This window comes from Pseudomonas sp. PDM05, assembly GCF_014851685.1.
In the GTDB taxonomy this organism is placed as follows: domain Bacteria; phylum Pseudomonadota; class Gammaproteobacteria; order Pseudomonadales; family Pseudomonadaceae; genus Aquipseudomonas.
The window spans coordinates 213,734-228,253 of record NZ_JACVAC010000001.1; the positions used below are offsets into that span (position 1 = coordinate 213,734).

Genomic DNA, 14,520 nt, shown 5'->3' on the forward strand with positions numbered 1-14,520 from the left:
CTATGGAATTCACGATCCAACACTTTATCGCGCTTGCGCCGCTGCTGATTACCAGCCTCACCATCGTGGTGGTGATGCTGGCTATCGCCTGGCGCCGCAATCACTCACAAACGTTCCTGCTGTCCTGTGCCGGTCTGAACCTGGCCCTGCTGTCGATCATCCCGGCCCTCAAGGTCGCGCCACTGGCCGTAACGCCACTGATGATGGTCGATGACTTTGCCCTGCTGTACATCGCACTGATCCTGGTGGCGACACTGGCCTGCGTCACCCTCGCCCACGCCTACCTCGGCGAAGGCGGCACCGGCTACCCAGGCAACCGCGAAGAGCTGTACCTGCTGATCCTGCTGGCTGCGGCCGGTGGCATCGTGCTGGTCAGCGCACAGCACCTGGCGGGCCTGTTCATCGGCCTGGAACTGCTGTCGATCCCGACCTACGGCCTGGTGGCCTACGCCTTCTTCAACAAGCGTTCCCTGGAAGCCGGCATCAAGTACATGGTGCTGTCGGCCGCCGGTTCCGCGTTCCTGTTGTTTGGTATGGCCCTGCTGTACGCCGAAGCCGGCAGCCTGAGCTTCACTGGTATCGGTCATGCCCTGGCCACCACCAGCATGCCTGCGCCGATTGCCCAACTGGGCCTGGCCATGATGCTGATCGGCCTGGCGTTCAAGCTGTCGCTGGTGCCGTTCCACCTGTGGACCCCGGACGTGTACGAAGGCGCCCCGGCGCCGGTGGCTGCGTTCCTGGCTACCGCGTCGAAAGTCGCCGTGTTTGCCGTGATGGTGCGTCTGTTCCAGATCTCCCCTGCCGCCAACACCGGCGTCCTGAGCGACGTACTGACCGTGATCGCCATCGCGTCGATCCTGTTCGGTAACCTGCTGGCACTGACCCAGAACAACCTCAAGCGTCTGCTGGGTTACTCGTCCATCGCACACTTCGGCTACCTGCTGATCGCCCTGGTGGCGAGCAAAGGCCTGGCCGTGGAAGCCATGGGCGTGTATCTGGTCACCTACGTGATCACCAGCCTTGGTGCGTTCGGCGTGATCACCCTGATGTCCTCGCCGTTCAAAGGCCGTGACGCCGACGCCCTGTACGAATACCGCGGCCTGTTCTGGCGCCGTCCGTACCTGACCGCCGTACTCACCGTGATGATGCTGTCCCTGGCCGGTATCCCGCTGACTGCAGGCTTCATCGGCAAGTTCTACATCGTCGCCACCGGCGTTGAAGCCCACCAGTGGTGGTTGGTTGCCTCGCTGGTACTGGGCAGCGCCATCGGCGTGTTCTACTACCTGCGCGTGATGGTCACCCTGTACCTGATCGAGCCAAACCTGCGTCGCGTGGATGCCGAGCTGCATTGGGAACAGAAGGCAGGCGGCGTGATGCTGTTGGCCATCGCCCTGCTCGCGTTCTTCCTGGGCGTGTACCCACAACCGTTGCTCACTCTGGTGCAGCACGCGGTGTTGGGCGTTTGATCGCTTAGCAAGATGCGGTAAACAAAACGGCGCCTTCGGGCGCCGTTTTGCGTTTTAGCAGTGAGTGCATTCCAATAGGCATTCCTGTGCCCGAATCGTCACACGGCCCTCCGACACTTGAACGGATTGTTCTGACGAATGCGGTCAAAAATGTGGGAACGGGCTTGCCCGCGAATGCGCAGTGTCAGTCACAGATACTTCGACTGATCTGACGCTTTCGCGGGCAAGCCCGCTCCCACAGTTGGTCGGTGTTGATGCGCAGTAGGTAATGCCCTGTGAGAGCTGTCGAGCTTTAGCGAGGCTGCGAAGGCGGTGGCACTGTGGGTGGAGATATTGCCCTCCACCATAGAATCTCCCCCACAGGTCGGTGCTCCCACAGGGGGGACTCGGTGTGGCGTTAGAACGCGATACCGACCTTCACTCCATACTCGTCACGCTTGAGCCTGGTGTTATCTGCCAGTTCCGAATCGTCATCCAGCTTGTACTCGGTACGGGTGTAGTACAGGCCAGCAACCACCGGCAGGTCGCCCTTCTGGTTCATCAGCAGGCTGACCTCCGCATAAGGGTTGGTGCGATCCTTGAGGTCCACGGTATCGCTGCCAAGGCCATCCACCTTGATCTTGGCGCGGCCGTCGAGGGTATGACGGGCACCGGCTTCAACGCGCAAGGTCATGTCGTTGAACTGGTGGTTATAGCCCAGGGCGGCCTTGGCAAATGGCGATTTGCTGGTCAGTTCCAGGTCGTAGTCATTGGAGTCCAGCTCATAGCGGGTCCAGCTGTAGCCGCCACCGACGATCACGTCGACCGAGTTGCGCGCATCCAGCGCGGCACGCCAGCCGAGATCGAGGTCGGCCTGGCCTTCCTTGAGCTTGTTATCGCTTTTTTTGCCGTATTTGGCTTCGACTCCGGCTTGGTAGATGAAGCCGGATTCAGCGGTGAGCTTGTTGCCGAAGTTATAGAACAGGCCCACTTCGGGCATGTCGTCCTTGTCACTGCGGCTGCCGCCTTCAAGCTTGAAATCGTTATAGCTGCCCAGCAGGCCGAAAGTGGAAATCGGTGCTGTGGGTGGTGCGGCAAACACCACGGCCGGCGCTGCGACTAGCGCGAATACCGAGGTGTTCTTGAGGATCGTTCCGAATAGCCTGGACATCGTTTTACATCTCCTTGTCATTTGAACAAATCATTCCGGAACCGATTCGAACCTGAATGTAGGAAAAAGGTTCGAATTGATTTGCTCGAATCTGGAGATAAAACGGTTCAGCGAAGGCTCTATTTCAATATTTTCAGCAACCCGCCAACACCAGGCCCTCAAGTACCGGGCGAAGTTGCGGATGCACTGGCAAGCGAATGCCAAAGGTCTCATGCAGCAACGTCAGCAACTCATCAGCGCTGGCGACCACCTGTTTTTCGCTCGACCTATCCAGGTAATGCACCGCGTAGTGGCCGTTGTTCAGCGTATAGCGTTTGCCCACGGCCAACAGCGCCGCCTTCAACTGGCCCACGAACGGCGACCCCGGATGAGTGGACACGTACCAGTTGCCGATTTCGTAGTCGATGTCCGCCTGCACCTGCAGGTCGAACACATACAAACCACGCCATTGCCCCGCGACTTCGGCCCATAACGTGTAGCTGCCGTCTGCATTGTGCGTCAGCCGATACGGCTCGTGCGCCGTGGCCTGCACGGCCTCGCTGTCCAACTGCAATGGGCTGCTGGGCACCATGCCGCCAAAGCCGACATCGGTGATGTAGCGCACGCCATCTACGGTCACCAGGCTCAAGCGATGGGTGCGTGCGGTGCGCGCATCCGGCGGCCCACCCATCACCACCCGGCCGGTAATGCCGCGTGCGTCGAAACCGAGTTCCTGCAACAGCAACAGGAACATCTGGTTCAACTCATAGCAATAACCACCCCGCCCATCGATCAACACCTTCTGCTCGACACTCGCCAGATCGATGGGCACCGGCAGGCGCAGCAAGGTCGACAGGCTTTCAAAGGCAAACGTGCACACATGGCGCAACTGCAGGTCACGCAGAGTTTGCAGGGTCGGCGCGGGTGGCCTGTCGTAGCCCAGGCGTTGCAGGTACAACTGTCGATGACTCAGGTGGGACATGGCGCACTCCTTGGGCACGTGGCAGAAGCGTCACTATGCCGCGCCGAACGGCGGATTGTCATTTTGAATGAACCTTTTGGAACGCCGCCCTATCCATTTATAACAACACAGGGAGGCAACATGAGTACCGCAAAAATCTACACCATCAACTATCAGCTACACGGCCAACCGAAATCCTTTGTGGTGCGTGCCGAAGTGATGAACAACGCCGAGGCCTGGCACTGGGCGGCAGTGGATGCCGATATTGCCCATGTCAGTCGTGTCGGCCGGGTCGGACATGAACAGGTGAAAAAGACCACACGCCCTTGGGCGGAAAAGTTCGGCATCACCGAGGTGACATGGATCGCGCCGAAGTAAGTAAAAGCCCCGCTGAAGCGGGGCTCTTTCTGTGCAGTGTGCGAAGATGCCCGCCTAAGCCACTGGAGACTGCCCCCGGATGTTCGAGCTCAAACCCTGCGACCCCGTCACCTACCGCCGCCAAACCCGCCGCAGCACACTGATTGTGGCGGTGCTGTTCCTGGCCCTGGCGATGCTCTTGTCCAGCCTCGCGGTGATGCTGTTCGGCGAACCCGGCGGCGACAACTTTCGCTTCAACGTCGGCGGCGTGTTTGCCGGCGTACTGATCACCCTGGCACTGGTGCGCGGTCCTTTCTGGAGCCAAACCTGGCTTGCACCGGCCGTATATGGCTGGCAACTCAAGCGCAGCCTGATGAGCGTGACCAACGTGATGCACAAGGTCACGGAACGCGTGCAGGCGAATGACCCCAGCGCAATCAAGCTGCTGCGTTTCTACCATCTGGGCCTGACGCAAATGCATGCACTGGATGCCAACTCCAGCGCGCAAGTGCAGTTGATCGGCGAGATCGAGGCGCATAAGGCGAAGATGCAGGCACTGGGGATGGATACCGAACAAACCCGTCTCGATCCGGCCTGGTTGGACCACGTCAAGGCAGCCTGAGTCAGCGCGCCCGCCAGCAAAACAACGCACTCAGCGCAATCGCCGCACCGGCCAGGCCAAACACCAGCGGTGCCGAGGCTACCGGCAGCAGTAAACCCGCCAGCAACGGTCCGAGGCCCGCGCCGATGTCACGCCACACGGCATTCGACGCGAGCGCCGAGACGCGCATCGACCCCGGGTTGCGCTCGGCCACCAGGGTGGTCACCAACGGCAGTTGCAGCGCACGCAGCACCAGCACCGCGGCCGCGCCCGCAATCACCCAGTAGCTGGAAAACGCCGTCAGGGCCAAGGCACTCAGGAACGAAAACAGCAGCAACATCGAGGTCGCGCCAAATCGCTGGGCCGCGCGACCGCCCAACGGGCTCAGGAGCATTTCCGAGAGATAACGCAGCGCCATCAAGCCACCGGCGATCAGTACCGCGTCGCCGCCGAGAATCTTCTGCGCCTGGATCGACAGACCGAAAATAAACAACCCATCCAACGCCACGCCTTCGATAAACGACCACATCGCCACACTGTCGGGCCACTTGAAGCGGCGCCCGGTGCTGTGCAGATCATGGCCCGCAGTGGGCAAGCCGCGCGCCATCCACAGGCCCACCAGGCAGGCGCCAGCAAGAATAAGGAAGATCGGCCGCGGCCCGGCCCACAGCGTCAGCCAACCGCCCAGTGGCAGCGCCAGCATCGGCCCCAGGGCGATCACCGCCCGCGAGCGCCCGGCACGGCGTGCGGCACCGGCGGGCTCTGAGGTGGCGAGTACTTGGGTCGACAGGTTCAGCGCGGCAAAACACAGGCCCCAGATCAGCCGCAGCCCCAACAAGGCGGCGAAGCCCGACAGCATTGAATTGCCCAGGGCGCACAGCGTCGCCGCAGCGGCGGCGATCATGCAAGTCAGACGGTCGCCGTTGCGTGCGTAGAAATTCAGCACATGCCGGTAACCGAAAATCCGCACCAGGCGATTGGCCGCCAGCAACACCCCGGCCTGGGCCAGGGTGATGCCAAACGCTTGGGATTCCATTGGCAGCAACAAGTACAGCAGCACGTCACTGGGCAGGCAGAAAGCGAGGGTCAGTGCAGCCCGGCGAGAGGTCGTGTCAGCAGTACGTTGGGCCAGGCTGGTCATAAAACTGAAACATCCCGAAATATCCAGGTCGCCACGGTAGCCTTCCACACGCGTGTTTTACAACGCCCTACCCGGCCTTTTTTCCGTAGGGCAACAGACGCAGGCCGCTGGCCACCGCCCCCACCAAGGCAAAGCCACAGCCCAGCCACAATGCGACTTGCGGGCCGCTGTCGACGAACAGGTGAAAACACAATGCCACCAACGACGCGCCCAACGTCTGCCCAAGCAAGCGTGAAATCGCCACGATGCCACTGGCGCCGCCGCTGCGGGCCAACGGCGCACTGGTCATCAAGGCCTTGAGGTTGGGTGACTGGAAGAAGCCAAAACCGGCGCCACACAACGCCATCCGCCAGCCAATATCGAACGCCGACGCTCCATCGCCCAGGCTGGCCAATGCGGCCATACCGGCACTGAGCAGCAACAGGCCAATGCCGCACAACAGCCCCAGTGACACCCGGTCCGCCAAGCGTCCGGCCAACAGTGCCATCACCGCGACCACTGCCGGCCAAGGCGTCATCAGGAAACCGGTTTGCACCTGGCTATGGCCCAACACCGCCTGGAGCAGGAAAGGCAACGACACAAAGGCCAGGCCTTGGGCACTAAAGGCGCAGATCGCCGTCAGGGACGACAAGGCAAACAGCGGCCGCTTGAACAGATCCAGGGCCAGCATCGGCGCGGGATGCCCGGCCTGACGCCGCAGCAGTAACGCCCCGCAGACCAGTGCCAACGCAATCAACCCCAGCGTCAACGCCCCCTGGGCACCATGCACCGCCGTGCCCAGGCCAAGCACCAACAGGGCGAACAATCCAGCACACAACAACGCCGCGAGGCGGTCGAACGCGTGCCCGGTCATCGGCAAGGTGGGCAACGAACGCAGGCCCAAGGCCAGGGCCAACACCCCCAGCGGCACATTGATCAGGTACAGCCAGTGCCAGGTGGTGACCGACAAAATCGCCGACGCCGCCGTCGGTCCGAGGGTAAACGCCAGCCCCACCACCAGCGAGTTATAGCCCAGGCCACGGCCAAGCATGTTGGACGGGTAGATATGCCGCAGCAACGCGGTATTCACGCTCATGATCGCCGCGGCGCCCAGGCCCTGCACCACCCGCGCGGCGGTCAGGGTCGCCAGCGAACCGGCCAGGCCGCAGAACAGTGACGAGACGATAAACAGCAGCAAGCCACCGAGATACACCCGGCGGTGCCCCAGCACATCGCTCAGCGACGCGAACGGCAGCACGGTGGCGATGATCGCCAGTTGGTAGGCGTTGACCACCCAGATCACCGACGCGGAATCCGTGCCGATGCCCTGCGCCAAAGTCGGTAACGCGGTATTGACGATGGCCGTATCCAGGGTGGCCATGCCGATCCCCAAGGAAATCGCGATCACGGCCGGTAGGCGTTTATTGAGGGGCAACCCATCGGCAACAGAAGACATGAACGATCCGCGCAGGTGACAAAGGTGTCTAGAGTAAGGGCTGCGCGGAGTTTTTTCAGTGGCTGATTACAGGGCTGTCAGCATTTTCATGTTAAGCCGTGCTCAACGCGCCAGCGCGCTCAGGTCCAAACGCCCTTCGTTGATCGGCGGGCACCAGTAATAACCGCCGGTCAACGGCGTGCTGATGCGGTACAGGCCGTCGACAATTCCGTCTTCCAGGCCGCTCATGCGGCGCAGTTGCACTTCAAACGCATCGAAAGAATGGCCGAACGCGAGGAACATCAAACCCGCCTGGCCGTTCTCGGCCCAAGGCATCGAGCGGCGGACCACGAAGGCTTCCGGGGTGAAGCTTTCCTGGGCGGTGCGTTTGGTGTGGGCAGATTCAGGGGCGTCGTCGAGTTCTTCGTTGTCGCCATGGCGGCGACCGATGATGTGGTCGCGCTCCTGGGCCGGCAACGCGGCGAAGCCATCGAGGTCGTGCTGCCATTGCTGGATTGCGGCGAAGCTGGCGCCGCTGTCGGTCAAGGCGGCCTCGACGGCAGCATCGTCGTGGGGGTTTTCGGTACCGTCTTCGTAGTCGGTGAGGTCAAAGCCGGTCTTGTAGCGGAAGCCTTCAGTCGACTGCACCAGGCTGAACGCCGGGGCCAGGGCTTTTTCCAGCGCGCGGCTGCGCAACAGCAGTTCACCGCGATCCACGCCATGCAGCCAGACCCACAGCGCGTGCTGAGTGGACGGGTTGTGGGCGCCCGGGCCGCTGACGACCGGGAACGTACGCAGGCCATCGATTTGCGCGCCGAGCGCAGTCACCAGCGGTTCACCGAAACCGACCACCGCCGAATCCGTCATCTGCACCAGTGCGTCCAGGGCAACGGGCACAGCCTCCAGGGAGGCCACGGCAAAGAACAGATGACGGGCCTGCAAAGGCACCGGTGCGGCAAGAATGCCCGGCTGGTACTGACTCATGTGAACTCCTTCAAAATAAGGCGCGCAGTTTAACCGCCGCGCGCAAGCGTGAGTACAAGAATGCGCACAAGCCTTGCCTTAGAGCCTGTTGATGGGTGACTCTCTAGTCATGTTTTGCAACTATTCCAGGGGTAGCGACATGACCACCAGCAACCTGCTCGCCCAGCTGTTTCCCGCCTCCGCCGCCGAGATTCCCGAGCAATACCGCCTGGCGGCGCCTATTGAACAGCGTGAGTATCTGGTCGATGGCCAGTTGCGGATCTGGAACGGGCCGCTCGCCCAGGTGCAGAGCCCGGTGCAACTGGGTGAAAAACGCGTGCATATCGGCAGCACGCCGTTGCTGGATGCCGATACCGCCCTCACCGCCCTCGAGGCCGCCGTGCGCGCCTACAACCGTGGCCAGGGTGAATGGCCGACGATGCGCGTGGTCGAGCGCATCAGGCACGTCGAAGCGTTTTTGCACCGCATGCGCGAGCAGCGCGACGTGGTGGTCAAGCTGCTGATGTGGGAAATCGGCAAGAACCTCAAGGACTCGCAGAAAGAATTCGACCGCACCTGCGACTACATCACCGACACCATCAACGCCCTCAAGGAACTCGACCGCCGCTCCAGCCGCTTCGAACTGGAGCAGGACACCCTCGGCCAGATCCGCCGCGTACCGCTGGGTGTAGCGCTGTGCATGGGCCCTTACAACTACCCGCTCAACGAGACGTTCACCACGCTGATCCCGGCGCTGATCATGGGCAATACCGTGGTGTTCAAGCCGGCCAAGCTTGGCGTGCTGTTGATCCGGCCCTTGCTCGAAGCCTTCCGCGACAGCTTCCCGGCCGGGGTGATCAATGTGATCTACGGCAGTGGCCGCGAGACCGTCAGCGCGCTGATGGCCAGCGGCAAGATCGACATCTTCGCGTTTATCGGCACCAACAAGGCCGCCAGTGATTTGAAAAAGCTGCACCCCAAGCCGCACCGCCTGCGCGCAGCCCTGGGCCTGGATGCGAAAAACCCCGGCATCGTGCTGCCCGAGGTCGACCTCGACAACGCCGTCAGCGAAGCCGTCACCGGCTCCCTGTCGTTCAACGGCCAGCGCTGCACCGCGTTGAAAATCCTGTTTGTGCATGAAGATGTGGTGGCAGGCTTTATCGAAAAATTCAACAAGAAACTGGCCACGCTCAAGCCTGGCATGCCTTGGGAAGAGGGTGTATCCCTGACACCGCTGCCGGAAGCCGGCAAAGTCGAATACCTCGACGGGCTGGTGGCCGATGCCGCACAGCACGGCGCCCAGGTGGTCAATGAGCACGGCGGTGAAAGCCGCGGTTCGTTCTTCTACCCGGCGGTGCTGTACCCGGTGAACCCGCAGATGCGCGTGTACCACGAAGAACAGTTCGGCCCGGTGGTGCCGATCGTGCCCTACCGCGACCTGGAGACCGTGATCGACTACGTGCTGGATTCGGATTTCGGCCAGCAACTGAGCATCTTCGGCACCAATCCCGAGGCTGTCGGCAAGCTGGTGGACACCTTCGCCAACCAGGTCGGCCGCATCAATATCAACGCCCAGTGCCAGCGCGGGCCGGACACGTTCCCCTTCAACGGGCGCAAAAACTCGGCCGAGGGCACACTGTCGGTGCATGACGCGTTGCGCGTGTTCTCGATCCGCACATTGGTGGCGACCAAGTTCCAGGAGAGCAACAAGGCGTTGGTCAGCGACATCCTGAAAAACCGGGACTCCAGCTTCCTGACGACCGACTACATCTTCTAAACACACCGCTGGCCAGTCTTGTGTGGGGCTGGCTTTTGTGGGAGCTGGCTTGCCTGCGATGCAGGCACCTCGGTCTTTCAGTCAGACCAGGGTGATGCAATCGCAGGCAAGCCAGCTCCCACAGTTGACTGCACGCGTCCTGACTATTGAGGCCATTTTAGTACCAATGAACCTGTCCCTGTTCGCCCGGCGCCTGCTGCGCCCGCTGCTCGACCCGTACCGCCGCTATCGCCACGCCAAACTGATCCACGCCGTGCGCGTATCCATCGGCCTGCTGGCGACGATCCTGCTGACCACCGGCATCAACCTGCCCCACGGCGAATGGGCCTCGGTGACCATGCTCATCGTGATCGGCGGTTTGCAGCACCATGGCAATATCGGCAAAAAGGCCGTGGAGCGTGCCTACGGCACCTTGATCGGCGCCAGTGTCGGCCTGGCGCTGGTGCTGCAACAGGCCTGGTTGGGCCAGCCGTTGCTGACCTACCTGCTGATGTCCGTGGTGTGCGGGTTCTTTTCCTATCACGCCATTGGCAAGGGTGGGTACATCGCGCTGCTGTCGGCGATCACCGTGTTTATCGTCGCCGGGCATGGCGACAACCCTATATCGGATGGCTTGTGGCGCACCGTCGACATCCTCATTGGCATCGTGCTGGCCCTGGCCTTCTCGTTCGCCCTGCCGTTGTATGCGGTGTATTCCTGGCGCTACAACCTGGCCAGTGCGTTGCGTGATTGCGCCGAGATCTATAGCCGGATCATCAGCGGGCGATCGGTCACCGATGATGAGCACTTCAAACTGCTCAATCGCCTGAACGCGGCGATGCTGCAATTACGGTCACTGATGCCATCGGTGTCCAAGGAAGTACGGATGTCCATGACGGAGCTGGATGCGATCCAGCGCCACCTGCGCCTGTGCATCAGCACCCTGGAGATTCTTGGAAACACGCGACCCGATCCTCGGGATGAACAGGCCATGGCGCGCATGCAGTTGATGCTAAAGGCCGAACATCGGCAGATTCGGGTGCAGTTGGTGGGGATGGCGCGGGCGTTGAAGTCGGGGATGACAGAGCGGCTGGAGCGGCACGGCAATATCACGGCAGCAGAGCCTGTGCTGGATACATCGGTCTACGGTGCTCTGGATGGGTATCGGTTGTTGACGTTGCAGTTATTGAACAATGTCGATGCGATGCGTGCGCGGCTAGCAAAAACGGCGATCCGATGGAGCATCTAAACGAGCGAAGACCGGAACAGATACACAAGCATCTGCTCCGGTTCGCCACCTATCAGAAAATAACAAACGTCAACAGATACCCCAATTCGGACGCACTGACTTCACCCCCGGTATAAAGACTCTTACCGTAACGAGCCAGGAAGCCGGAACTGTCAGTTGACCAGAACGCTTGGTGAGCTTGCCCGCGCCAGCTCGCACCACCATAAACATCATAGATTTCCCGAAGCTCACCCAAGCTCGGCAACCGCCCACCTCGGCCACTCGCTTGCTTGACACTCTCCTGATAACCACCACCACCGCCAAAGTCCATGAAGTACTTCACACCCCCTACGCTGACGGTATACCCCAGTACCTTGTTATTGGCATCGGTCACCGTGATGTACGCGCTTCCATTGCCACGGATGCTGACCGCTCCGGTCTGCGCATTTACCCTCGCACACGCTTCATTGTTTGATCGGTAGGTGTAAGGGAGGCGCCCGCCAGTGGCCGCCCGCGTAAAGACACCTGGGCCACTGTGAGGCGGATAGTTCGCGTCATCGCGCCATATCCAGATACGTTGGTTCAGGGTAACTGCGCTGGTATTGATCGAGAGGGCAGCCCCCCGGTGAATGGTCGTGGTGCCTGACGAAGGCTGGGTGCCATATAGCCCTACTGCCCGGAAGGCATAACTACGAACCTGAGCAAGAGCACGAGGATAGCTCCAGTCGCCAGTCGGGCCCACTGGGCGATCAATCAGATGAACGTTGTTTTCGTATAGCCGGACTTGCTGGTTGGCCGTGGCTTTGCCTTTAAGCGTCACGCTAGTGTCGTAGGTCGTCGCATTGTTGGCCAGTTGCCCCCGCGAGTCATGTACGGTCAGAGTCGGCGCAATGAAAGCCAGATGCTGAACGGTGTATGTGCGCACGGGAAACATCACGGCGTCGGTCTTGTCGGCGCTGCGGTCGAAGCTGACCCAGAACATTATCTTCAGCTCCGAAGCATCCTCGAGCGCACGCAATTCAGACACCAATGCCGCGGTATCAATGCCATTCGTCACTCCGTCTTCACCCACAAGTGCACCGTCCAACAACACGCGCATGTAGTCGGGGTCATCAGTTTTTTTGCCGTGATACTCCAGCCAAACCCGTTGCGAAGCGTGGGCAAAGTGCCAGGGGTTTACCATCACCCGTTCCGTGCCGACCAGTGAGCCCGTGTTGAGCGTAGCGCCGTTTTGCCCTTGGATAACCGGCTGCGCAAACGTCGGTGGCAATAGCTCCAGGTTCAGTGCTGGCGACGGTGTGTGCCGTGCGCCGCGGATCAACCAGTACTGCACCGTGATGAACCTTCCACCCGCTTGAATGTTGGCCCCCACCGTTTCGGCCGGCACATCGAAGTCAACCGTTTTGAATGTATTGCCGGGCTTGGTTTCGCAATAGGTCCCGACGCCGTCATCACCGGTGAAACACATTTTAATGTCATCAGAGGGCAGGATCTGCGGCGTCGAAACCCGGACCGTCGCGCCGTGCAGTGCCGCCTCTGCTTGCAACTTGTCGGGGTCTTTCTGCGCTTGCAGCACCTCTGGGCGGAGCAACGTGCCTATCGCCGCACCAACGGTTACTTCAAGTACTTCAGAATGCAACGCACGCGAGCCATTCGCAGGAATCAGGGAGTAACTCAAGCGGATAGTCCCGCCGAGATTGACGTCTGCGTAGTGCCTGTCCAGTGAAAATAGAACAGGTCTACCCGCTGTCGCTGCGCTGAGACGGATTTCATCGTTGGTACTGCCGGTCGGAGCGCTTCCTACCAGGCGCCATTGAAAGAGGTCGCCGACGGCGGTCCTCAGATAAGGCAGTGTGATATCGAGCTGACCAAACAGGTCACGCGGGTCCAAGTTGTCCTGATCATCGACCCTATCGATTTCCGGCCGTGGCATTTCAGCTAATCGAGGGCCGAACTCCACGAACGTCGATTCGGACTCGCGAACGGTTTGCGTGCCCGCCCCCAGCAGGCGGATCACACCATCGTCGACCTTATAGAAAACCCTCACTGGGCCCAATCCAATGAACCGCGAAAAAATGGCGTTAGAGACCGTGCGAAAACGCGTTGGCGGCGGTGGATCGCCTGCGATGTGGCTGACTTCATAGGAGACAATCCCCCCGCCCGGCAAGTAAGCCTCCATACAGAGGGTGACCAGGAAGCCGGGGTCGTAGGGGGTGAAGGACGGGTTGGGATACTCAACGGTGACGAAAGGTTCGCTGGGGTCTACCACGCCCCCCAGGGCTTGCACCACATTGACCGCCGGCATATTCGCAATAGTGCCGGAGATCAGGATCGTCAACGACTGGGAGGTGGCTAATACCGTGCCCAGTGGGAACTCCAGCCGCCAGGTAATCCTCATCGAGCCCTGGATCAACTGCTTGATAATGTCCTCATCCACATTGAAAAAACTCGACCGCCCCGGATTTACCACGGCATCGGGCAACTCCACCTGCAAACTGGAACCATCGCCCCGGGTACCATTCAACGTCACTACGATACGAGCTCCCGCAGGCGTCGAGCTTCCATCTGGCAGCCGACGAGGAGTAACAACCTCGACCCGGAAATTGCTTCCCGCTTCTTCGTCATAGTTGACGGATGTCGCGTCCACAAAGTTGACTTGGAAGTACGCGCGTTCAAGCAGGTCTGGATCTAGCTCGGCTTGCAGGTTCACGGCTTGAGAAAAGTGTTCAACATGCCCCGAGCGATTTTCCACCTCATCAAAAACCTGATAGCGGATAGCGATAAGCCCGCTGCTGGTCCCAATGATCGCAGGGCCGACCTCCACCTCAATCGGTTTCGCGCCTGAAGCATGATCATCATCGAGCTCAAAGATCACCAAATTAATGATTGTGTCCCAGTACAGATACACCCTATCGCGCACACGTTTACCGGGGTAATCAATCGTCAACTTCACACCTAGCGCCGCACGCTCCGGGGTCAGGATTGCACCAGGGGCGGCAAGGTCATCGGGCAAAAATATCCGCAGTTTATCGTGATACCCCAGCGAAGGCTGTTCATCCAAACCAGGCCTTTCCGACTTGGCGAAAACCGTCAGATCGTCCGAGGTACTCGTGGTGCCGGAGCCATTTCGCACGACTCGTGAAAACACCGGAAATATAAAGCCACGCGGAAACCGTTCTTCCTCTATGACAAGCCGGAAGAAGTTATTGGTTTGCTCGCCGGGCCTGACAAAATCCGATGCTAGCGGTATGACATCGTCCACCGCATAAATCTCAAAAGTATCGCCGACGCCTAATCCGGTCCATCGGGAGAGCGTGACAAGCAAATAGGGCTGAAGATGGCGTGCGCCCAAGCCTATATCTGCCCCCACTACACCTAGCACCGGGTTGGAAAAAATCGGCGGTTCAAGATCATTGACGCGCGTGGAACGCTGGTAACAAACAGGCAGATGCGACCGCACCGCTGGTTCTTTAGACATGATTGAACTCCTTGAACGCGGGCCTT

11 protein-coding genes are annotated in these 14,520 nt (G+C 60.4%); 5 read left to right on the forward strand and 6 right to left on the reverse strand.

Annotated features, from left to right (window positions below; translation table 11 throughout):
- The first annotated feature begins 2 nt into the window (after positions 1-2).
- Positions 3-1,466, forward strand: coding sequence for an NADH-quinone oxidoreductase subunit NuoN (gene nuoN / locus IB241_RS01060; protein ID WP_192296567.1), 1,464 nt, complete (start codon positions 3-5; stop codon positions 1,464-1,466).
- A gap of 397 nt (positions 1,467-1,863) precedes the next feature.
- Here the strand turns inward: nuoN and IB241_RS01065 are convergent, their stop codons facing one another.
- Entirely contained in the window at positions 1,864-2,616 is a 753-nt protein-coding gene (locus IB241_RS01065) for an outer membrane beta-barrel protein (protein ID WP_192296568.1), read from the reverse strand.
- Between the two features lie 133 nt (positions 2,617-2,749).
- The gene (locus IB241_RS01070; protein ID WP_192296569.1) at positions 2,750-3,577 is read right to left on the reverse strand and encodes an arylamine N-acetyltransferase family protein; all 828 of its coding nucleotides are present in this window, start codon (positions 3,575-3,577) and stop codon (positions 2,750-2,752) included.
- Between the two features lie 120 nt (positions 3,578-3,697).
- On the opposite strand from IB241_RS01070, the gene IB241_RS01075 reads away from it, so the two are divergent.
- Entirely contained in the window at positions 3,698-3,934 is a 237-nt protein-coding gene (locus IB241_RS01075) for a DUF6555 family protein (protein WP_135288835.1), read from the forward strand.
- A gap of 79 nt (positions 3,935-4,013) precedes the next feature.
- On the forward strand, positions 4,014-4,535 hold the full coding sequence (locus IB241_RS01080) for a DUF3087 family protein (protein ID WP_192296570.1): 522 nt from the start codon (positions 4,014-4,016) through the stop codon (positions 4,533-4,535).
- Position 4,536: 1 nt separating this feature from the next.
- Here IB241_RS01080 and IB241_RS01085 read toward each other — a convergent pair whose 3' ends face one another.
- The 3 genes from IB241_RS01085 to IB241_RS01095 all read right to left on the reverse strand — a co-directional run bounded on the left by IB241_RS01085 (position 4,537) and on the right by IB241_RS01095 (position 8,053).
- Positions 4,537-5,655: an MFS transporter gene (locus tag IB241_RS01085; protein ID WP_192296571.1), complete on the reverse strand. Its 1,119-nt coding sequence runs from the start codon at positions 5,653-5,655 to the stop codon at positions 4,537-4,539.
- A gap of 67 nt (positions 5,656-5,722) precedes the next feature.
- Positions 5,723-7,090, reverse strand: coding sequence for an MFS transporter (locus tag IB241_RS01090; protein ID WP_192296572.1), 1,368 nt, complete (start codon positions 7,088-7,090; stop codon positions 5,723-5,725).
- 102 nt (positions 7,091-7,192) lie between these two features.
- On the reverse strand, positions 7,193-8,053 hold the full coding sequence (locus IB241_RS01095) for a Dyp-type peroxidase (protein ID WP_192296573.1): 861 nt from the start codon (positions 8,051-8,053) through the stop codon (positions 7,193-7,195).
- 139 nt (positions 8,054-8,192) lie between these two features.
- On the opposite strand from IB241_RS01095, the gene IB241_RS01100 reads away from it, so the two are divergent.
- Together IB241_RS01100 and IB241_RS01105 are read left to right on the forward strand one after the other, a co-directional pair.
- Positions 8,193-9,809: an NADP-dependent glyceraldehyde-3-phosphate dehydrogenase gene (locus IB241_RS01100; protein ID WP_192296574.1), complete on the forward strand. Its 1,617-nt coding sequence runs from the start codon at positions 8,193-8,195 to the stop codon at positions 9,807-9,809.
- Between the two features lie 166 nt (positions 9,810-9,975).
- Positions 9,976-11,037 (forward strand): FUSC family protein, encoded by a 1,062-nt coding sequence (locus IB241_RS01105; RefSeq protein ID WP_192296575.1) that lies wholly within the window; start codon positions 9,976-9,978, stop codon positions 11,035-11,037.
- Between the two features lie 52 nt (positions 11,038-11,089).
- Here the strand turns inward: IB241_RS01105 and IB241_RS01110 are convergent, their stop codons facing one another.
- Positions 11,090-14,494, reverse strand: coding sequence for a hypothetical protein (locus IB241_RS01110; RefSeq protein WP_192296576.1), 3,405 nt, complete (start codon positions 14,492-14,494; stop codon positions 11,090-11,092).
- Positions 14,495-14,520 lie beyond the last annotated feature (26 nt).